Annotated in this window: 18 protein-coding genes; 7 read left to right on the forward strand and 11 right to left on the reverse strand. The window is 67.7% G+C overall.

The annotated features are described in order from the left end of the window. Positions 1-79: 79 nt before the first annotated feature. The 6 genes from AC1RAA_RS03105 to proV form a co-directional block, all read right to left on the reverse strand. Positions 80-868 carry a PA3715 family protein gene (locus tag AC1RAA_RS03105; RefSeq protein WP_492726412.1) on the reverse strand — a complete coding sequence of 263 codons (789 nt, stop codon included), beginning with the start codon at positions 866-868 and terminating at the stop codon, positions 80-82. 14 nt (positions 869-882) lie between these two features. Next, complete coding sequence (murI, locus tag AC1RAA_RS03110; protein ID WP_492726414.1) at positions 883-1,695, reverse strand: glutamate racemase; 813 nt, start codon at positions 1,693-1,695, stop codon at positions 883-885. Beyond that, positions 1,692-3,245 (reverse strand): fumarate hydratase, encoded by a 1,554-nt coding sequence (locus tag AC1RAA_RS03115; protein ID WP_492678709.1) that lies wholly within the window; start codon positions 3,243-3,245, stop codon positions 1,692-1,694. The genes murI and AC1RAA_RS03115 overlap by 4 nt, the downstream gene beginning before the upstream one ends. A gap of 103 nt (positions 3,246-3,348) precedes the next feature. After that, positions 3,349-4,359 (reverse strand): glycine betaine/L-proline ABC transporter substrate-binding protein ProX, encoded by a 1,011-nt coding sequence (gene proX, locus AC1RAA_RS03120; protein ID WP_062475821.1) that lies wholly within the window; start codon positions 4,357-4,359, stop codon positions 3,349-3,351. A 22-nt stretch (positions 4,360-4,381) separates the two neighbouring features. Next, positions 4,382-5,566 (reverse strand): glycine betaine/L-proline ABC transporter permease ProW, encoded by a 1,185-nt coding sequence (proW, locus tag AC1RAA_RS03125; protein WP_492726416.1) that lies wholly within the window; start codon positions 5,564-5,566, stop codon positions 4,382-4,384. A 21-nt stretch (positions 5,567-5,587) separates the two neighbouring features. Next, a complete protein-coding gene (proV, locus tag AC1RAA_RS03130) occupies positions 5,588-6,841 on the reverse strand; it encodes a glycine betaine/L-proline ABC transporter ATP-binding protein ProV (protein ID WP_070060474.1) in 1,254 nt (417 codons plus the stop codon). A 558-nt stretch (positions 6,842-7,399) separates the two neighbouring features. Between proV and fumC the strand changes: the two genes are divergently transcribed. Then, on the forward strand, positions 7,400-8,797 hold the full coding sequence (fumC, locus tag AC1RAA_RS03135) for a class II fumarate hydratase (RefSeq protein WP_095947781.1): 1,398 nt from the start codon (positions 7,400-7,402) through the stop codon (positions 8,795-8,797). Between the two features lie 64 nt (positions 8,798-8,861). Here the strand turns inward: fumC and AC1RAA_RS03140 are convergent, their stop codons facing one another. Beyond that, positions 8,862-9,479, reverse strand: coding sequence for an NAD(P)-dependent oxidoreductase (locus AC1RAA_RS03140; protein ID WP_159271968.1), 618 nt, complete (start codon positions 9,477-9,479; stop codon positions 8,862-8,864). 107 nt (positions 9,480-9,586) lie between these two features. Here AC1RAA_RS03140 and AC1RAA_RS03145 point away from each other — a divergent pair, with 107 nt between their 5' ends. After that, the gene (locus AC1RAA_RS03145) at positions 9,587-10,495 is read left to right on the forward strand and encodes a LysR family transcriptional regulator (protein WP_159277143.1); all 909 of its coding nucleotides are present in this window, start codon (positions 9,587-9,589) and stop codon (positions 10,493-10,495) included. 7 nt (positions 10,496-10,502) lie between these two features. Here AC1RAA_RS03145 and AC1RAA_RS03150 read toward each other — a convergent pair whose 3' ends face one another. Then, the gene (locus AC1RAA_RS03150) at positions 10,503-11,138 is read right to left on the reverse strand and encodes a YqhA family protein (RefSeq protein ID WP_095947778.1); all 636 of its coding nucleotides are present in this window, start codon (positions 11,136-11,138) and stop codon (positions 10,503-10,505) included. Positions 11,139-11,291: 153 nt separating this feature from the next. On the opposite strand from AC1RAA_RS03150, the gene acs reads away from it, so the two are divergent. Together acs and AC1RAA_RS03160 are read left to right on the forward strand one after the other, a co-directional pair. Next, complete coding sequence (acs, locus tag AC1RAA_RS03155; protein ID WP_492726424.1) at positions 11,292-13,289, forward strand: acetate--CoA ligase; 1,998 nt, start codon at positions 11,292-11,294, stop codon at positions 13,287-13,289. A gap of 200 nt (positions 13,290-13,489) precedes the next feature. Next, positions 13,490-13,990, forward strand: a complete 501-nt coding sequence (locus tag AC1RAA_RS03160) for a hypothetical protein (protein WP_062482638.1) — start codon at positions 13,490-13,492, stop codon at positions 13,988-13,990. A gap of 36 nt (positions 13,991-14,026) precedes the next feature. Here AC1RAA_RS03160 and AC1RAA_RS03165 read toward each other — a convergent pair whose 3' ends face one another. Beyond that, on the reverse strand, positions 14,027-14,332 hold the full coding sequence (locus tag AC1RAA_RS03165; RefSeq protein WP_095745089.1) for a c-type cytochrome: 306 nt from the start codon (positions 14,330-14,332) through the stop codon (positions 14,027-14,029). A 107-nt stretch (positions 14,333-14,439) separates the two neighbouring features. Between AC1RAA_RS03165 and AC1RAA_RS03170 the strand changes: the two genes are divergently transcribed. Both AC1RAA_RS03170 and AC1RAA_RS03175 read left to right on the forward strand, forming a co-directional pair. Then, entirely contained in the window at positions 14,440-14,697 is a 258-nt protein-coding gene (locus AC1RAA_RS03170; RefSeq protein WP_062482640.1) for a TIGR04438 family Trp-rich protein, read from the forward strand. Between the two features lie 46 nt (positions 14,698-14,743). After that, entirely contained in the window at positions 14,744-15,562 is an 819-nt protein-coding gene (locus AC1RAA_RS03175) for a DUF3592 domain-containing protein (RefSeq protein WP_492726426.1), read from the forward strand. 7 nt (positions 15,563-15,569) lie between these two features. Here the strand turns inward: AC1RAA_RS03175 and ilvD are convergent, their stop codons facing one another. After that, complete coding sequence (ilvD, locus tag AC1RAA_RS03180) at positions 15,570-17,264, reverse strand: dihydroxy-acid dehydratase (protein WP_062482642.1); 1,695 nt, start codon at positions 17,262-17,264, stop codon at positions 15,570-15,572. A 104-nt stretch (positions 17,265-17,368) separates the two neighbouring features. On the opposite strand from ilvD, the gene AC1RAA_RS03185 reads away from it, so the two are divergent. Further along, a complete protein-coding gene (locus AC1RAA_RS03185) occupies positions 17,369-18,310 on the forward strand; it encodes a LysR family transcriptional regulator (protein ID WP_492726428.1) in 942 nt (313 codons plus the stop codon). A 3-nt stretch (positions 18,311-18,313) separates the two neighbouring features. Here AC1RAA_RS03185 and AC1RAA_RS03190 read toward each other — a convergent pair whose 3' ends face one another. Next, the gene (locus AC1RAA_RS03190; protein WP_492726430.1) at positions 18,314-19,252 is read right to left on the reverse strand and encodes a LysR family transcriptional regulator; all 939 of its coding nucleotides are present in this window, start codon (positions 19,250-19,252) and stop codon (positions 18,314-18,316) included. Positions 19,253-19,320 lie beyond the last annotated feature (68 nt).

Consider the following 19,320-nt stretch of genomic DNA (forward strand, 5'->3'; position numbering starts at 1 on the left):
CGTTCTTTGGAACAAACCGCGCATGCTGTTACTTTCGTATGACGGGTCCGTGAATGACCCGCCGGGTTTCAAGTGCGCCTCAGGGCGTCTGCTGCAGCGACTTGGGCACCTTGAAGCGCTCGCCGTCATAGCGCAGCGTCACGGTGCTGAACTTGGCGGGCAGCGCTTTCTCGACGCAGCCCTGGTCTTCCTGTTCCTGCGCGCGGCTTTGCACCAGCGTGCGCGACAGTTGCAGGTCGGCCAAGCCGTTGCTCGTGGTGCGCGCGACCGACAGCATGGTGCGCAGCTTCTCGAAGTGGCCGGTGCAGGTGGCGTCCCAGCCGCCGTTGTCGTGGTCGAGCTCGATCTCCTGCAGCACCTGCTGCAGCTTGTTGCCGCGCTGCACGTACAGGCGCACGGTCTCGCTGGCCTGCGGGCCCGAGGTGGGGCTGTTGCCGCGGTAGCGCACGCGCAGGCCGAAGGCGCGCGTGTCGGGCGACAGCACGTAGCGCGAGGTGTCGACGCGGATTTCCTGGATCGAGGTGGTGGCGTCTTCGTCGAGCGCCTCGGGCAGGAAGATCCGCCCGATCACCGTGTCGCGGTCGGTGTTGCCGTTGTCGGGCCGCTGGATCAGCAGCAGCGCGAGGTCGAAGACCTTGGCGCCCTTGTCTGTGGTCTCGCGCGGCATGGGCAGCACCACGATGCTGCGGCCGGGAAACGCGGGCCAGACCTTGCAGGCGGCCAGCCGTTCGTCGAGCGGCTGCTTCGGATAGAGCTTGGCGTGCATGCGCTCGGCCAACCCGCTTTCGCAGGCGGCGTGGCCCAGGCCGGCGGCCGAGGCCAGGCCCAGCAGGAGCAGTGCATGACGCAGGAAGAGGAGGGCGCGCATTGCCAATCGTGAGGTCAGGCGGCGTTTGCCGCAGGCACTGCAGCGCTTTGCGAACGTGCGGGAAGCCAACGTGTGGCAGCGGCTTCGAGCACGGCCAAGGCGCCGCTGCTCTCGAGCACCAACCCGCCTTCGCTGCCATCGTCTGCCAGCCGGCCGAGCGACGTCAGCACGCGGCGGGTCTGCTGCGCGACCGGCGCGCCGGTGTCGATGAAGCGCAGCGTCGGCGGTGCGTGGCGCTGCAGCTCGTCTTTCACGAGCGGGTAGTGCGTGCAGCCAAGCACCACGGTGTCGACCTCGCCTGGCCCATCGCCGAAGGGGCCCGCTTCCGCCATGTAACGTTCGCACAGCGCTGCGATGGTGGCGTTGTCGAAGCCTTCGATGGCCTTCACGAGGCCGTCGCACGGCACGGGCCGCACGGTCGTCGCGCCTGCGAAGGAATCGCGCAGGGCCGCATACCGGGCGCTGGCCAGCGTACCGCGCGTGGCCAGCACCGCGATGTGGCCGGTGCGGCTCGTCGCCACGGCGGGCTTGAGCGCCGGCTCCAGGCCCACGATGGGCAGCGCGGGGAATTCGGCGCGCAGCACGTGGATCGCCGCTGTGGTGGCAGTGTTGCAGGCCACCACCAGCGCCTTGATGCCGTGCGCGCGCAGCAGGTGTTCGACCACCTGGCGCGAGTGCGCGATGACATAGGCGTCGCCGCGCTCGCCATACGGCGCGTTCGCGGTGTCGGCGAAGTAGACGAAGCGTTCGGTCGGCAGCTCGGCCTGCAGCGCGGCGAGCGTGCTCAGCCCTCCGACGCCGCTGTCGAACACGCCGACCGGGTTCAAGCGACTTCCAGCGGAATGGTCTTGAACTCGCCGCTGGCGATGCGCTTTTGCCACTCGGCCGGGCCGGTGATGTGCGCGCTGGTGCCGCCGGCATCGACCGCCACCGTCACGGGCATGTCGACCACGTCGAATTCGTAGATGGCTTCCATGCCCAGGTCCGCAAAGCCCACCACCTTGGCGGTCTTGATGGCCTTGCTCACGAGGTAAGCGGCGCCGCCCACAGCCATGAGGTAGGCGCTCTTGTGCTTCTTGATCGCCTCGATGGCGACCGGGCCGCGCTCGGCCTTGCCGATCATGGCGATCAGGCCGGTTTCGGCCAGCATCATCTCGGTGAAGCCGTCCATGCGCGTGGCGGTGGTTGGGCCGGCGGGGCCGACGGCTTCGTTGCCGACCGGGTCGACCGGGCCGACGTAGTAGATGACGCGGTTGGTGAAATCGACCGGCAGCTTCTCGCCCTTGGCCAGCATGTCCTGGATGCGCTTGTGTGCGGCATCGCGGCCGGTGAGCATCTTGCCGTTCAGCAGGATCGTGTCGCCCGGCTTCCAGCTGGCGACTTCGGCGGGCGTGAGCTTGTTCAGATCGACGCGCTTGCTCTTCTTTTCGTCGGGTGCCCAGTTCACGTCGGGCCACAGGTCCAGCGACGGCGGGTCGAGGTAGACCGGGCCGCTGCCGTCCATCACGAAGTGCGCGTGGCGCGTGGCGGCGCAGTTGGGGATCATCGCCACGGGCTTGCTGGCCGCGTGCGTGGGGTACATCTGGATCTTGACGTCGAGCACGGTGGCCAGGCCGCCCAGGCCCTGCGCGCCGATGCCCAGGGCATTGACCTTCTCGAACAGTTCGAGGCGCAGCGCCTCGACCTTGCTCAGCTCGGCGCCCGAGGCGGCCTTGGCCTGCAGCTCGTGCATGTCCAGGTCGTCCATCAGGCTTTCCTTGGCCATCAGCGCGGCCTTCTCGGCCGTGCCGCCGATGCCGATGCCCAGCATGCCCGGCGGGCACCAGCCGGCGCCCATGGTCGGCACGGTCTTGAGCACCCAGTCGACCACGCTGTCGCCGGGGTTCAGCATGACCAGCTTGCTCTTGTTCTCGCTGCCGCCGCCCTTGGCGGCCACCGTCACCTCGACGGTGTTGCCGGGCACGATCTCGGTGAAGATCACCGCGGGCGTGTTGTCCTTGGTGTTCTTGCGATCGAACTGCGGGTCGCCCACGACCGAGGCGCGCAGCGTGTTGTCGGGGTGGTTGTAGCCGCGGCGCACGCCTTCGTTGATGGCGTCGTCCAGCGAACCAGTGAAGCCGCCCCAGCGCACGTCCATGCCCACCTTGAGGAACACGTTGACGATGCCGGTGTCCTGGCAGATCGGGCGGTGGCCCGTGGCGCTCATCTTGCTGTTGGTCAGGATCTGCGCAATGGCGTCCTTGGCGGCGGGGCTCTGCTCGCGCTCATAGGCCTTGGCCAGATGGGCAATGTAGTCCGCGGGGTGGTAGTAGCTGATGTACTGGAGCGCGGCGCTGATCGATTCGATCAGGTCGGCCTGCTGGATCGTGGTCGTCATGGTGGGGAGTCTTCTTGGAGGGGGAACGCCCTCGATTATCTCAGCCACCAATACCGCAGGCCGGCGCCGGGCGAAAGGGCGCCGGCGCGGGGGTGAGGCCGTGTTACCGGGCCGCGGCGCGCGCCTGTGCAATCCAGCCGTCGAAGGTCGCCTGGTGCACCCGAATCCACCCGTCGGTGTGGCGCGTCACGTCCTGCATGCTGTTGGCGCCTTCGCTCATGCGCAGGTTCTGTGCGTTGATGTCGCTGATCGGCAGCTTCATCACCTCGAACAGGCGGCCGGCGGCGGGGTTCTTCTCGATGAAGGCCCGGTTGGCGACGATGCGCTGCTCGTTGGCCAGGAAGCCGTAGTTGCGGCCGTTGGGCAGCCGGGTGTCGACCTGCGCGCCGGCCTGCGCGGGCGAGAAGGGCACCTGCAGCCAGACCACGTCGGCGCCCGGGCGCAGCACGGCGCTGACCCAGTAGGGCGTCCAGGTGTAGTAGAGGATCGGCTTGTCCTGCTTGAAGCGCGCGATGGTGTCGGCCATGAGCGCGGCGTAGCTGCCCTGTTTGTGGGTCACGCTGTCGCGCAGTTGGTAGGCGTTCAGGTGGTTCTCGATGGCCAGTTCGCAGCCCCAGCCGGGGTTGCAGCCGGTGAGGTCGGCCTTGCCGTCGCCGTCGGCGTCGAACAGCTTCGCGATGGCCGGGTCCTTCAGCTGCGCGAGGTTGGTGATGTTGTATTGCTCGGCGGTTTTGCGGTCGATCAGGTAGCCCTGCACCGCGCCGTCGGAGTACGTGCCCTGGCGCCACAGCTTGGCGTCGCCGCCGCTGTTCTTGTAGAAGTCGGCGTGCAGCAGGCTCCAGTGGTTGGCCATGAAGGTGGCGTCGCCATTGGCAATGGCCAGGTGCTCGGTGGCGGGCTCGAGGTCCTTCATCGGCTCGACCTTGTAGCCGAGCTTCTCGAGCGCGCGCATCACCAGCAGCGTCTGGAAGGCTTCCTCGGCGAGCGAGCTTTTCAGCGGTTGCACGGTGATGCCCTGGCCGGGCAGGTCGTTGGCGGCCTGCGCGGTCGCACCGAAGGCGATAAGGCCCAGCGCCAGGAGGCCGCGGGCAAGGAAGAGGCGGGTGGTCTTCATGCGTGGTTGTCCTCCGTGACGGTCAGTGCGCTTGCGCGGAAAGGGCTGGCACGGCGTCGTCGGCGTGCGAGCCGCGCGAGGGCGTGCCCACCAGGCGCTGCAGCGTGCGCAGCGCGAAGCCGGCCGGGCCGGTGTGCCACCAGCGGTGGCCGGCGCTGCGGCGCGACTTGCCCATGGCCTGCGTCAGGCGGTCCAGCGTGATCGCCAGCAGCACGATGCCCAGGCCGCCGACGGTGGCCAGGCCCATGTCGAGCCGGCCGATGCCGCGCAGCACCATCTGGCCCAGGCCGCCCACGGCGATCATCGAGGCGATCACCACCATCGAAAGCGACAGCATCAGCGCCTGGTTGATGCCCGCCATGATCGAGGGCATGGCCAGCGGCAGCTTCACCTTCACGAGCATCTGCCAGGGCGAGGCGCCGTAGGCGCGCGCGGCCTCGATGAGGTCGGGGCGCACCTGGCGCAGGCCGAGGTTGGTCAGGCGCACCAGCGGGGCGAGCGCGAAGACGATGGTCACGATCACGCCCGGCACGTTGCCGATGCCGAACAGCATCACCACCGGCACGAGGTACACGAAGGCCGGCGTGGTCTGCATGGCGTCGAGCACCGGGCGCATCACGCGCTGGGCCCGGTCGCTGCTGGCCAGCAGCACGCCCAGTGGCAGGCCGATGACCATGCAGAACACCAGCGAGGTCAGCACCAGCGACAGCGTGACCATGGCTTCGGGCCAGATGCCCAGCACGGTCACCAGCATCAGCGACACGACGGTGCCGATGGCCAGCGCGCGGCCGGCGAACTGCCAGGCGAGCAGGCCGATGAGCGCGATCATCGGCAGCGCGGGCAAGGCGGTGAGCAGGCCCTGCACCGAGTTGAGCGTGCTGTCGATCGGCAGGCGCACGGTCTGGAAGAAGGGCCGGAAGTGTTCCACCACCCAGCCCAGGCCCTGGTTGATCCAGGCCTCGACGGGCAGCGAGCCGTCCCACAGGCGGTGCAGCGCGAAGCCGTTGGTGGCGGTGTCGGCTTGGCCGGCAAGGGCGTGCGCGGTGTTCGCCGGGGCGTCGAGCCAGGCGCTGGCGGTCGAGGTGTCAGGCGCGGCGGAGATCGCTTCCCACGGGTCGAGGGCAACAGGGGGCGCGGCGGGCGTGTCCAGGACGGGGGTGTCCAGCAGGGGCGCGTTCAGGTCGGAAGGCAATGTGGTGTCGTTCATCGTTCAAGGTCCTTCGTGAATTCAGTGCGGCTCGGCGGCGAGTGCGGGCGCGGCGTGCGGCGAGACGGGTTCGATCGGCGGCGTGTCGCGGTCGAGGAAGCGCAGCAGCGTCGTCTTGCTGATCGCGCCGCAGAAGCGGCCGTCGCCGGCCACGACCGGCAGTGCGCACGGCGCCTGCGCGAGCTGGCCGATGAGGCCGGCCACGGGGGCTTCGGCGTCGATGCGCGGCAGGTCCTCGAGGAAGGCGTGCTGCAAGCCGAGCGGGCCCGAATGCCCGTCGAGCGCGCCGCGCAGTGTGTCGGCCGACACCACGCCCAGGAAGCGCTTGGTCGGGCTGGTCACGTAGGCGAAGTCGCGGTCCTGGTCTTCCAGCAGCTTGAGCGCCGCGCGTGCGCCGCGCTCGGGGTGTTCGCACACCACGGTGAGCGACTTGCGCGCGATGTCCGCCGCCTTGAACACCGCCGCCGCGTCCACGCCGCGCACGAAGCTGCGCACGTAGTCGTCGGCCGGACTGCGCAGGATCTCGTCGGGCGTGCCGACCTGGATCACGTGGCCGTCCTTCATGATCGCGATGCGGTCGCCGATGCGCATGGCTTCGTCCAGGTCGTGCGAGATGAAGACGATGGTGCGCCGCTGCACCTGCTGCAGCCGCAGCAGCTCCGACTGCATCTCGGTGCGGATGATCGGGTCGAGCGCCGAGAAGGCCTCGTCCATCAGCAGGATCGACGGGTCGGACGCCAGCGCGCGCGCTAGGCCCACGCGCTGCTGCATGCCGCCCGAGAGCTCGTCGGGGTAGCTGTCGCCCCAGCCCGAAAGGCCCACCTGCGCGAGCGCGAGGTCGGCCTGTGCGAGGCGGTCTTTCTTGCGCGTGCCCGACAGCTCCAGGCCGAAGGCGGTGTTCTCGCGCACCGTCATGTGCGGCATGAGCGCGAACGACTGGAACACCATGCTGATGTCCTTGCGGCGCAGCGCGCGCAGCTTGCTGTCGGAGTGCTCGTTGATGTCGGCGCCGTCGATCACGATGCGCCCGGCGGTCGGCTCGATGAGCCGGTTGAGCAGCCGCACCAGCGTCGACTTGCCGGAACCCGACAGGCCCATGATCACGAAGATCTCGCCGGCCTGGATCTCGAAGGTGGCATCGAACACGCCGATCGACTGGCCGGTCTTCGCCAGGATTTCCTTCTTGGAAAAACCTTGGCGGACCAGCTCGAGGGCTTGTTCGGGCGAGTCGCCGAACACCTTGAAGACATGGTCGATGAGAATTCCTTTGGCCATATGCCGGGGCTCCTTGAGTGAAGGGTGGACACAGCACCGCCCCGGAGGGCGGCAACGGCCACGCCATCAGCCCGATGAGGGAGCTGCCCGACAGCGCGCATGAAGATTGCGCATGCGCATGCAATGGCCCGGCGAGCCCCGAGGGCTGCCGACAGGCACTGAAGACGACTTGGCGACGAAGCCAGTGCCCGCCGGATGCTTCATTCGCAGACAACGGGCCTGGTCGAGGGGCGCCGCCTGGATGAGCGTGACGTGGCAATGGGGCCGGAAAAAAGATCCGGCCGGTTTGCCGGGCTGGGCCCGGCGTGAAGGGCCTTGCACCGCGACGGGATTCGCTGATCCGCGAGTAGTGCAAGGGTGACCAACATGACTTGTTGGTCGTCGGAAGCCGCTAATTATAACTTTTTGGCATGACGCGAGTCAACCCACGGGCGTATCGTGTCTGTGGGACCCGGGCGAAAGGCCTCGTCAGATGCGAGCCATTCTTATTGAGACCATACTCGGCACCGCGCCCGGTGAGCGGGCGCAACCATCCAAGACTGTGGAGCCATTTTTCTCATGACGACTTCTCCCAAGACCCGTGCCGAGCGCGACACCTTCGGCCCGATCGACGTGCCGGCCGACAAGCTGTGGGGCGCGCAGACGCAGCGCTCGCTGCAGAACTTCGACATCTCCGGCGAGCAGCAGCCGCGCGAAATCATCAAGGCGCTGGCCCAGGTCAAGCGCGCATCGGCGGTGGTCAACCACGCACTGGGCCTGCAGGACGAGAAGAAGACCCACGCCATCGTGGCCGCGGCCGACGAGGTCATTGCCGGCAAGCACCCGGGCGAGTTCCCGCTGGTGGTCTGGCAGACCGGCTCGGGCACGCAGAGCAACATGAACGTCAACGAGGTGCTGGCCAACCGCGCCAGCGAACTGCTCGGCGGCGAGCGCGGGGAAGGGCGCCTGGTGCACCCGAACGACGACGTGAACCGCAGCCAGTCGAGCAACGACGTGTTCCCCACCGCCATGCACGTGGCGGCCGTGGAAGCCATCACGCACAAGCTGCTGCCCGCCATCGCCAAGCTGCGCGGCACGCTGGCGAAGAAGGCTGAAGACTTCGCCGACATCGTGAAGATCGGCCGCACCCACCTGCAGGACGCCACGCCGCTCACGCTGGGCCAGGAGTTCTCGGGCTACGTGGCGCAGCTGGCGCACGGCGAGGCGCACGTGCGCGCCGCGCTGCCGCACCTGTGCGAACTGGCGCTGGGCGGCACGGCCGTCGGCACCGGGCTCAATGCGCCCAAGGGCTATGCGGAGCAGGTCGCGGCCGAACTGGCGAAGCTCACGAACCTGCCGTTCGTGACCGCACCGAACAAGTTCGAAGCCATGGCCAGCGTCGATGCGCTGGTGCATGCCCACGGCGCGCTCAAGACGCTCGCCGCCAGCATGAACAAGATCGCCAACGACGTGCGCTGGCTCGCGAGCGGCCCGCGCAGCGGCATTGGCGAACTGAGCATTCCCGAGAACGAGCCGGGCTCGTCGATCATGCCGGGCAAGGTCAACCCGACCCAGAGCGAGGCCGTCACGATGCTGGCCGCACAGGTGTTCGGCAACGACGTCGCCATCAACATCGGCGGCGCCTCGGGCAACTTCGAGCTGAACGTGTTCCGTCCGATGGTGGCGCACAACTTCCTGCAGAGCGTGCGCCTGCTGGCCGATGGCATGGTGAGCTTCAACGACCACTGCGCCGTGGGCATCGAGCCGAACCGCGAACGCATCACGGAGCTGGTGCAGCGCTCGCTGATGCTGGTGACGGCGCTGAACACGCACATCGGCTACGACAAGTCGGCCTACATCGCCAAGAAGGCGCACAAGGAAGGCACGAGCCTGCGCGAGGCGGCGATTGCGTCGGGGCACCTGACGGCCGAACAGTTCGATGCGTGGGTGGTGCCGGAGAACATGACCGGTCGCTGATCCGCTCCGCAGCCCCCATGAAAAAAGGACCCGCGAGGGTCCTTTTTCGTTGCCGGCCGGTCGATCAGTAGCCGATCGTGTAGCGCTGGCGCGAGTGCGCAGGCTTCTCGAGCTCGTCGATGAACGCGATCGCGTAGTCCTCGAACGTGATCCAGCTGCGGCCTTCGGCGCTCACCAGCAGCTCGTCCTTGCCGAGGCGGAACTTGCCGGTGCGCTCGCCTTCGACGAACTCGGCGGAGGGCGAGAGGAAGGTCCAGTCGAGGTCCTTCTCGTTGCGCAGCGCGTCCAGGAACACGCCGCCGGCCGTGGCTTCGGCGCGGTAGGCATCGGGGAAGTTCGGCGTGTCGATCACCTTCAGGCCGGGCGCTGCGAACAGGCTGCCGGCGCCGCCGACCACGAGCAGGCGCTTCACGCCCGCGCGCTTCACGGGCTCGATGACGGCCGCGGGCGGCACGGTGGCGAAATGCGCCGCGCTGAACACGGCGTCATGGCCGGCCACGGCCTTTTCGAGGGCGGCGGCGTCGAGCGCGTCGGCATCGACGGTCTTGACGTTGGCACGGCCGGCCAGCTTTGCGCTGGCATGGCGGGCGATGGCCGTCACGGTGTGGCCGCGGCGCAGCGCTTCTTCGAGAAGGCGACCGCCGGCACGTCCGGTGGCGCCGAGGATGGCGATGTGGCTCATGAGGGACTCCAGTCAAAAGTTGGGAAGGGGATGAACCGCATCTTAGGTTTCTGGTTTCGAAAGAAATACCTCGAATTCCGCGCTTCTTTATTCCTAAAATCGTTCGAATGGACCGATTGAACGCAATGCGGGTGTTCGTGACCGTGGTGGACGCGGGCAGCCTCTCGGCCGCGGCCGACAAGCTCGACCTGTCGCGCCCGGTGGTCACGCGCTACGTGGCCGAGCTGGAGCAATGGACCGGCGCACGCCTGCTGCACCGCACGACGCGCCGCCTGAGCCTTACGGCCGCTGGCGAAGAGTTGCTGCCGCGCTGCCGCCAGGTGCTCGAACTCGCGGGCGACATGCAGGCCGCGGTGCGCCATCCGGCCGAGGCGCCGAGCGGGCAGCTGCGCATCACCGCCAGCACCTCGTTCGCGCAGGCGCAGTTGGCCGGCGCGGTGGCCGACTACGTGCGGCGTTATCCGGGCGTGGCGGTGGACCTGGTGCTGCTCGATCGCGCGGTGAACCTGGTGGACGAGCGCATCGACCTCGCCATCCGCGTGTCGTCCGAGATCGATCCGAACCTCATCGCACGCCGGCTCTCGGTGTGCCGTTCGGTGGTCTGCGCGACACCCGATTACCTGAAGGCGCACGGCCAGCCGCAGCGCGTGGAAGAGCTGGCGCAGCGCAACTGCCTCACGCATTCGTATTTCGGCCGCAGCCTGTGGAACTTCACGCGCAAGGCCGACGGCCTGCCGGTCTCGGTGGCCGTGGCCGGCAACCTCTCGACCAACGACGCGGCCAGCCTGATGGCGCTGGCGCGGGCCGGGGCGGGCATCGCGATGCTGCCCACCTATCTGACGTCGGGGTTGCTGCAATCGGGCGAGCTGGTGTCGCTCTTTCCCGATCACGAGCCGCAGGTGCTGGGGGTGTACGCGGTGTACGCCTCGCGCAAGCACATGCCGTCTGCGCTGCGCACCTTGCTCGATTTCCTGGCCGAGCGCTTCACCGAAGTGCCGGCCTGGGATGCGGCTTAACTGGCCCTCAGTGGTGGGCGTTGGCGGCGGCCGCCTCGTTCATCAGCTTGTCGGTGTACGCGATGGCCATGGCCGAGAACAGGAACGCGATGTGGATCACGGTCTGCGCGATCAGCACCTTGTCGGTGTAGTTGTCCGCATTGATGAAGGTCTTGAGCAGGTGGATCGAGCTGATGCCGATGATGGCGGTGGCCAGCTTCACCTTGAGCACCGAGGCGTTCACGTGGCTCAGCCACTCGGGCTGGTCCTGGTGGCCTTCGAGGTCCATGCGGCTCACGAAGGTCTCGTAGCCGCCCACGATCACCATGATCAGCAGGTTGGAGATCATCACCACGTCGATCAGCGCCAGCACCACCAGCATGATCACCGTCTCGTTGAGCGAACCGACCGGGGCGGTGGTCTTGTAGCCGATGCTCGCGATGAGGGCTTGCAGCGCGTCCTTGTTGCCGAAGGCGGCTTCGACCAGGTGCAGCAGCTCGACCAGGAAGTGCACCACGTACACGCCCTGCGCCACGATCAGCCCCAGGTACAGCGGCAGCTGCAGCCAGCGGCTCGCGAAGATGAGCCGGGGCAGTGGCTTCAGCGGGGAACTGCGCGCTGGTACGGGCGCGTTCCGGGCGTCGAAAGGATCGGGGGCGGACATGGGGAGTAAGAAGACAGGTGTAAAAAGTCGGGCGATTCTAGAGGTCTCCCAGTGACGCACTCGTGATAACCCTGCGAACTAACATCGACCCCGTCAGTGGCCCGTAAGTGCGTGCCCCGACATTACGGCCGCATTCAATCAGGAGACAAGAGCATGAGCAGCGCATCGAAGAATATTGAATCCGTCCTGGTCGAGAACCGTGTGTTCCCGCCCGACGCCCGCGCCACCGAAGGCGCCCGCATTGCCGGCATGGCCGCCTACGAGGCGCTGTGCAAGGAAGCCGAACAGGACTTCGAAGGCTTCTGGACCCGTCTGGCCAAGGACAACCTCCAGTGGACGAAGCCCTTCACCCGCACCCTCGATGAATCGAAGGCCCCGTTCTACGAATGGTTCGGCGACGGTGAGCTCAATGCCAGCGCCAATTGCCTGGACAAGCACATCGGCACCCCGGTCGAGAACAAGACCGCCATCGTCTTCGAAGCCGACGACGGCGCCGTCACCCGCGTCACCTACAAGGAACTGCTGGCCCGCGTGAGCCAGTTCGCCAATGCGCTGAAAGCGCAGGGCATTAAAAAGGGCGACCGCGTCATCATCTACATGCCGATGACCATCGAAGGCGTGGTCGCCATGCAGGCCTGCGCGCGCATCGGCGCCACCCACAGCGTGGTGTTCGGCGGCTTCTCGGCCAAGGCGCTGCAGGAACGCATCATCGACGCGGGCGCCGTGGCCGTCATCACCGCCAACTACCAGCTGCGCGGCGGCAAGGAACTGCCGCTGAAGGCCATCGTGGACGACGGCATCGCGCTGGGCGGCTGCGACACGCTCAAGACCGTGCTCGTGTACGAGCGCACGCCCACCGCGTGGAACCGCGTCGAGGGCCGCGACAAGACCTTCACCGAAGCGCTGGTAGGGCAGAGCACCGAGTGCGCGCCCGTGCCGGTCAATGCCGAGCACCCGCTGTTCATCCTCTACACCTCGGGCTCCACCGGTAAGCCCAAGGGCGTGCAGCACGCCACCGGCGGCTACCTGTTGTGGGCCAAGCTCACGATGGACTGGACCTTCGACATCCGTCCCGAAGACCTGTTCTGGTGCACCGCCGACATCGGCTGGATCACCGGCCACACCTACGTCGCCTACGGCCCGCTCGCGGCCGGCGCCACGCAGGTCGTGTTCGAAGGCATCCCGACCTTCCCGCATGCGGGGCGCTTCTGGGAAATGATCCAGAAGCACAAGGTCTCGATCTTCTATACCGCGCCCACCGCGATCCGCTCGCTCATCAAGGCGGCCGAAGGCGACGAGAAGGTGCACCCGAAGAACTGGGACCTGACCAGCCTGCGCATCCTCGGCTCGGTCGGCGAGCCGATCAATCCCGAAGCGTGGATGTGGTACCACCGGAACATCGGCGGCGAGCGCTGCCCGATCGTCGACACCTTCTGGCAGACCGAGACCGGCGGCCACGTCATCACGCCGCTGCCGGGCGCCACGCCGCTGGTGCCGGGCTCGTGCACCTTGCCGCTGCCGGGCATCATGGCCGCCATCGTCGACGAGACCGGCAAGGACCTGCCCAACGGCGCGGGCGGCATGCTGGTCATCAAGCGGCCGTGGCCCTCGATGATCCGCACGATCTGGAACGACCCCGAGCGCTTCAAGAAGAGCTATTTCCCCGAAGAGATGGGCGGCACGATCTACCTGGCCGGCGACGGCGCGGTGCGCAGTGCCGACCGCGGCTACTTCCGCATCACGGGCCGCATCGACGACGTGCTCAACGTGTCGGGCCACCGCCTGGGCACGATGGAAATCGAATCGGCGCTGGTGTCCAAGACCGACCTCGTGGCCGAGGCCGCGGTGGTGGGCCGTCCCGACGACGTGACGGGCGAGGCCGTGTGCGCCTTCGTCGTGCTCAAGCGCGCGCGCCCGACCGGCGAAGAAGCCAAGCAGATCGCCAACGAGCTGCGCGCCTGGGTCGCCAAGGAAATCGGCCCCATCGCCAAGCCCAAGGACATCCGCTTCGGCGACAACCTGCCCAAGACGCGCAGCGGCAAGATCATGCGGCGCCTGCTGCGCAGCATCGCCAAGGGCGAGGCGATCACGCAGGACACCTCGACGCTCGAAAATCCGGCGATCCTCGATCAGCTGTCCGAGACGAACTGAACCCCCGGGATTGGCCGAATCCGGCCATTCCGGAACAGTTGTCACGAACCTGCTGTATCGAGGTGTAGGACATGGCCGTTTGTGCGGCCATGTGCACCAAAGCGGCCTCCTGGCTGAGGTAAAACCGATGTCGTCACCGCGCGCCACGACAGGCGCGCGGCTTTTGTCATCGTGATCGGTTGTTTGCAAGGAGGCGCCACATGGGCGTGAGATCCGCTTTTCTTTTTGTCATCGTGCTGCTCATCGCGGGGCTTGCCGCGCTGAACTGGGGCACGTTGTCGGCACCCACCGACGTGTGGCTGGGCTTCATGAGCGTGTCGGCGCCGCTGGGGCTGATCATGCTGGGGCTCACGGCCGTGCTCGCAGCCTTCTTCCTCGTGTACGTGCTGTACCTGCACAGCTCGGTGCTGCTGGAGACCAAGCGCCACACGAAGGAAATGCAGACCCAGCGCGACCTCGCCGACAAGGCCGAGGCCTCGCGCTTCACCGAGCTGCGCAACTTCCTGGAAGCACAGGAGAAGCAGCACATGTCGCACAACGCCGACCGGCACACGGCGCTGCTGGCGCGCATGGATCAGCTGGAAAGCGCGGTCAAGCTGCGTTCGGACCAGACCGACAACACGGTGGCGGCGCACATCGGGCAGCTCGAGGACCGCATCGAGCGCCGTCCGGTGCCCAGCGACATCAACCCGAGCATCTGACTGGGCGCGCCGCCGCGCGCTTCGTTTTGCTGCCGGTTACTTTGTCGACAACACCCAGGCTGCGAGCTTCTTCGCATCGGCTTCGCTGACCTGGTTGTTGGCCGGCATCGGCACCGGGCCCCACACGCCCGAGCCGCCCTTGATGATCTTGGTGGCCAGCGAGTTGGCTGCGCCCTTGTCGTCCTTGTACTTGGCCGCGATGTCCTTGAACGACGGCCCGAGCACCTTGCGTTCGACCGCGTGGCAGCTCATGCAGTTCTTCGACGTGGCAAGGGCCAGGTCGGCAAAGGCGGGCGCCGCGAGGCCGAGGCCCAGGGCTGCCATCAACATCGTTCTTTTCATGGGGACTGTTTTCGTAAGGGCTGAGTTACATTCGATCCAACGCGATTGTAGGTAGCGCGGTGCACACGCACCGGCGGCGATACCGACCAACTCGGAGGGTATTCGCGATGTGGTTTCTGCTCTTGGGCCTGCTCGGTGTAGCCCTCAAATATTTCGAAGTGGGCATGGTCGCCGGCTGGAGCTGGTGGATCGTGCTGAGCCCGTTCGCGCTGGCGCTGGCCTGGTGGGCCTGGGCCGATTCATCGGGCTATACCAAGCGCAAGGTCATCGAGCGCGAAGAGCGGCGCAAGCAGGCGCGCATCGACCGCCAGAAGACCAACATGGGCCTGCGCACCAGCAACGGTCAGCAGCGCCCGCGCCGCTGACCGCGCGGCTCCGTCACCCGCGCCGCATGCCGACAGGACGCGCGCCATGGACGACGAAGCCGCCACCCGCGCCTTGCTCGTCTTCGGGCTGTCGCTGCTGGTCGGGCCGGCTGTCGGCGCGCTGGTCGGTCGTTTCAAGACCTTCTTCTGGGGCGCAGGCATTGGCGCCTTGCTGATCGGCTGCGCCGGCCTGTACGGCGCGGTCACGGTGGGCTGGCAGCGCTACCAGTCGATCGCGGGCACGGTCAGCACGCAAGGCAGCCTGGTCGAGTTCGTGGAAGAGCGCAGCAAGGACAGCAAGGGCTACGTCACCACCACGCGCGCACCCCTCGTCGAATACACCGCAGCCGACGGGCAGAAACGCCGCGTCAAGGGGCTGGGCGGCAGCCTGTCGGACAAGGAATGGGGCGATGCGGTCGAGGTGCGCTACAGCACCACTGACCCGGCCCAGGCACTGGTGGCCGACTTCCAGAACATGTGGGGCATCGTCTGGGGGCTCGGCCTCTTCGGCGGCTTTCCGACGATGTTCGGCCTGTTCTTCACCGGCATGGCGCTCAAGGAGGGCCGCAAGGGCCGGCCGGCGCCGGTGCGCGAGGCGACGCCCACGCAGAAGAAATGGCGCACGCGCGGCACGGTGCTGGCCAACGTGGTGTTCCTGGCCGGCTTCGCGCTGGTGTTTCTCTATCCCGACGACAGTGCGATGAAGCAGTTCGGTGCGGGTTTTCTCACCATCGGCGCGGGGGCGCTGCTGCACTTCGTCGTGCAGAGCTTTCCCCCGGCGATGGATTTCGAAGCCCGGGCCATCTTCGCGATCGTCGGCCTGGGCTTTGCTGCCTTCGGCTACGGCGCTTGGATGATGGGCTGAGTCCGCTTTAGAACTTGTCGAGCACCGCGCCCGAGCTCGCGCTCGAGGCGTTGAACGCGAACTTGGCCTGCACGCCGCGCGTGTAGCGCGGGGCCGGCGGCGTCCAGCCTTCGCGGCGCTTGGCGAGTTCGGCTTCGGGCACGTTGAGTTCGAGCTTCAGTTCGTGCGCGTCGATGGTGATCGAGTCGCCTTCGTTGACGAACGCGATGGTGCCACCCGCTGCCGCTTCGGGCGCGACGTGGCCGACCACCATGCCCCAGGTGCCACCCGAGAAGCGGCCGTCGGTGATGAGGCCGACGCTCTCGCCCAGGCCCGCGCCGATCAGTGCGCCCGTGGGGGCCAGCATTTCCGGCATGCCCGGGCCGCCCTTGGGGCCGAGGTAGCGCAGCACCATCACATCGCCGGCGACGATCTTGCCGGCCAGGATGGCCTGCAGCGCCGACTGCTCGTCGTCGAACACGCGCGCCGGGCCGGTGATGACGGGGTTCTTCAGGCCGGTGATCTTGGCGACCGCGCCTTCGGGCGACAGGTTGCCCTTCAGGATGGCGAGGTGGCCTTCCTCGTACATCGGGTTGTCGATCGGGCGGATCACGTCCTGGTCGGCGCGCGGCACGTCGGGCACGTCCTTGAGCACTTCGGCGATGGTCTGGCCGCTGATGGTGATGCAGTCGCCGTGCAGCAAGCCGGCCTTGAGCAGCACCTTCATCACTTGCGGAATGCCGCCGGCCTGGTGCAGGTCGACCGCGAGGTACTTGCCCGAGGGCTTCAGGTCGCAGATCACCGGGACCTTCTTGCGCATGCGCTCGAAGTCGTCGATGGACCACTCCACGCCAGCCGCGTGCGCGATGGCCAGGAAGTGCAGCACCGCGTTGGTCGAGCCGCCGGTGGCCATGATGACCGCCACCGCGTTCTCGATGGCCTTCTTGGTCACGATGTCGCGCGGCTTCAGGTCTTTCTTGATGGCCTCGATCAGCACCTTGGCCGATTCCTTGGCCGAGTTGGCCTTCTCGTCGTGCGGGTTCGCCATGGTCGACGAGTAGGGCAGCGAGATGCCCAGCGCCTCGAACGCGCTCGACATCGTGTTGGCCGTGTACATGCCGCCGCAGGAGCCGGTGCCGGGAATGGCGCGCTTTTCGATCTCGTGCAGGTCTTCGTCGCTCATGTTGCCGGCGGCGTTCTGGCCCACGGCTTCGAACACGCTGACGATGTTCAGGTCCTGGCCCTTGTAGCGGCCCGGCAGGATGGTGCCGCCGTAGACGTAGATGGCGGGCACGTTGGCGCGCAGCATGCCCATGAGGCCGCCGGGCATGTTCTTGTCGCAGCCGCCGACCACCAGCACGCCGTCCATCCACTGGCCGCCGACGCAGGTCTCGATGCAGTCGGAGATGACTTCGCGGCTCACCAGCGAGTACTTCATGCCTTCGGTGCCCATCGCCATGCCGTCGGAGATGGTGGGCGTGCCGAACACCTGCGCGTTGCCGCCGGCTTCCTCGATGCCCGCGATGGCCGCGTCGGCCAGCTTCTGCAGGCCCGAGTTGCAGGGCGTGATGGTGCTGTGGCCGTTGGCGACGCCGACCATCGGCTTCTTGAAGTCGCCTTCCTCGTAGCCCATGGCGTAGAACATCGAGCGGTTGGGGGCGCGGCTCTTGCCTTCGGTGATGTTCGCGCTACGGCGGTTGATCTGGATGGTCTTGGTGTCCATGGTGTCTCTTCTGTCGTGGGAGATCGTGAGGGGAGCGCCAAGTATCGGACTTCTGATTGATTGGTTCCAATCCAATTTAAAGCATGGATTGATATGCTTGGCATATGAATGAAGCCCTCATCGACCTGCGCGCCTGGCGCCAGTTCGTGGCTGTGGCCGAAGAACTGCACTTCGGCCGCGCCGCCCAGCGCCTGCACATGACGCAGCCGCCGGTCACGCAGGCCATTGCCCAGCTCGAGAAAACGCTGGGCGTGGTGCTGTTCGACCGCACGCGCCGCCGCGTCGCGCTCACGCCGGCCGGCGAGGCGCTGCTGCCCGACGTGCGCGAACTGCTGGCGCGCGCCCAGGCGCTGCCGGCGCGGGCGCGTGCGGCGGCGGCGGGGCAGGTGGGGCGCGTGCGCATCGCCTTCGTTTCGACGGTCGGTTTCGAACAGCTGCCGGCCTGGGTGCGCGAGTTCCGCGTGCTGTGCCCCGAGGTGGCGCTGGAGCTGGTCGAGGCCACCGGCGACGTGCAGCTCGAAGCCTTCGCGCGCGGCGAGATCGACGCCGGCCTGATGCTGCATTCGCCGGGCGCCGCGCCGCCGGGGCTGGCCTGCCTGCCGGTCGAGGTGGAGCCGCTGGTGCTCGCGCTGCCGGCCCAGCACCGGCTGGCCGAGGCGCGGCCCGTGCCGCTGGCCGAGGTGCTCGACGAGCCGCTCGTGATCTTTCCGCGCCGCATCGTGCCCTCGCTGCACGACGCGATCTTTGGCCTCTACCACGCGGCCGGGCGCACGCCCCAGGTGGCGCAGGAGGCGATCCAGATGCAGACCATCGTCAACCTCGTGTCGGGCGGCATCGGCGCGGCCTGGGTGCCGCACAGCGTGATGCAGTTCCGGCGCGCGGGCGTGGTCTACCGGCAGGTCCACGAGTTCAAGGGCGTGGGGCGCCGCCGCGTGACGCTGCCGGTGTGCGAGACCAGCCTCGTGTGGCCCGCGCAAGCTTCGCATCCTGCGCTGGCGCGCTTCGTGGCCTTCGTGCGCGAGCGGGCCGGTCGCGTGCCGGCGTAAGACTCAGGCGCTGCGCGAAGCCCGGCCGGCGGGCGAGGGCGCATCGAGCGTGGCAGCCAGCAGCGTGTCGAGCCAGCCCGCGAAGGCCTGCACCCGCCGCGACAGGTTGCGCCGGTGCGGGTAGACGAGGTGCACCGGCAGCGGCTCGGCGCGCGCGTCGGGCAGCACTTCCACCAGCTCGCCGGCCGCCAGGTGCTCGCGCACGTCGTAGGCCGGGATCTGGATCAGCCCCAGCCCCGCCAGTGCGCAGGCGATGTAGGTCTCGGCGTTGTTCGCCGCCACCTGGCTGCGCAGGCGCAGCGTCTGGGTCTCGCCGTCGCGCAGCTGCCATTCCCAGGGCGCGGAGCGGCCACTGGTCGGCGAGGCGTAGTTGACCGCCATGTGCTGCGGCAGGTCGGCCGTCGTGCGCGGCGTGCCGTGGCGCGCGAGGTAGGCGGGGCTGGCGCAGTTGATGAGCGTGAAATGCCCCAGCGGCCGGGCCACGAGGCTGCTGCTGGCGAGCGGGCCGACGCGCAGGGCGCAGTCCACGCCTTCGAGCACGAGGTCGACCGCGCGGTCGCTGGAACCCAGTTCGAGCTCGACCGCCGGATGGCGTGCGAAGAAATCGGGCAGCGCCGGCGCGATCAGCAGCCGCGCGATGCGGCTGGGCACATCGACCTTGAGCCGGCCGCTCACGCTGCTGTGCGCGGGCTGGAACTGCTGCTCCATGTCTTCCATGTCGGCCACCAGCGCGCGGGCCCGCTCGAGCAGCACCTCGCCGTCGGGCGTGAGGCCCACGCGGCGCGTGGTGCGGTGCAGCAGGCGCGAACCCAGGCGCGCCTCGAGCTGCTGGATGGCGGTCGAGATGGTGGCACGCGGCAGCGCCAGCCGGTCGGCGGCGCGCGTGAAGCTGCCGGTTTCGGCCACGCGCAGGAAGACCTGGAGGAGTTCGATGCGGTCCATGGCGGCGGTGGCTGATTGTTCGTGGTTTTCAGAACAGTCTAGCCTTGAATGAATGATTTATCTGCAAC

Source organism: Variovorax sp. GW823-FHT04F07, from assembly GCF_058795995.1.

Excerpts from the sequence above, each read along its gene's own strand:
- AC1RAA_RS03160 (WP_062482638.1), top strand. The coding sequence starts at position 13,490 with ATGGGCGTGAGATCCGCTTTTCTTTTTGTCATCGTGCTGCTCATCGCG.
- proX (WP_062475821.1), bottom strand. The coding sequence starts at position 4,359 with ATGAAGACCACCCGCCTCTTCCTTGCCCGCGGCCTCCTGGCGCTGGGC.
- AC1RAA_RS03185 (WP_492726428.1), top strand. The coding sequence starts at position 17,369 with ATGAATGAAGCCCTCATCGACCTGCGCGCCTGGCGCCAGTTCGTGGCT.
- ilvD (WP_062482642.1), bottom strand. The coding sequence starts at position 17,264 with ATGGACACCAAGACCATCCAGATCAACCGCCGTAGCGCGAACATCACC.
- AC1RAA_RS03165 (WP_095745089.1), bottom strand. The coding sequence starts at position 14,332 with ATGAAAAGAACGATGTTGATGGCAGCCCTGGGCCTCGGCCTCGCGGCG.
- AC1RAA_RS03115 (WP_492678709.1), bottom strand. The coding sequence starts at position 3,245 with ATGACGACCACGATCCAGCAGGCCGACCTGATCGAATCGATCAGCGCC.
- proV (WP_070060474.1), bottom strand. The coding sequence starts at position 6,841 with ATGGCCAAAGGAATTCTCATCGACCATGTCTTCAAGGTGTTCGGCGAC.
- AC1RAA_RS03105 (WP_492726412.1), bottom strand. The coding sequence starts at position 868 with ATGCGCGCCCTCCTCTTCCTGCGTCATGCACTGCTCCTGCTGGGCCTG.
- proW (WP_492726416.1), bottom strand. The coding sequence starts at position 5,566 with ATGAACGACACCACATTGCCTTCCGACCTGAACGCGCCCCTGCTGGAC.
- AC1RAA_RS03145 (WP_159277143.1), top strand. The coding sequence starts at position 9,587 with ATGGACCGATTGAACGCAATGCGGGTGTTCGTGACCGTGGTGGACGCG.
- AC1RAA_RS03175 (WP_492726426.1), top strand. The coding sequence starts at position 14,744 with ATGGACGACGAAGCCGCCACCCGCGCCTTGCTCGTCTTCGGGCTGTCG.
- AC1RAA_RS03190 (WP_492726430.1), bottom strand. The coding sequence starts at position 19,252 with ATGGACCGCATCGAACTCCTCCAGGTCTTCCTGCGCGTGGCCGAAACC.
- fumC (WP_095947781.1), top strand. The coding sequence starts at position 7,400 with ATGACGACTTCTCCCAAGACCCGTGCCGAGCGCGACACCTTCGGCCCG.
- acs (WP_492726424.1), top strand. The coding sequence starts at position 11,292 with ATGAGCAGCGCATCGAAGAATATTGAATCCGTCCTGGTCGAGAACCGT.
- AC1RAA_RS03140 (WP_159271968.1), bottom strand. The coding sequence starts at position 9,479 with ATGAGCCACATCGCCATCCTCGGCGCCACCGGACGTGCCGGCGGTCGC.
- AC1RAA_RS03150 (WP_095947778.1), bottom strand. The coding sequence starts at position 11,138 with ATGTCCGCCCCCGATCCTTTCGACGCCCGGAACGCGCCCGTACCAGCG.
- AC1RAA_RS03170 (WP_062482640.1), top strand. The coding sequence starts at position 14,440 with ATGTGGTTTCTGCTCTTGGGCCTGCTCGGTGTAGCCCTCAAATATTTC.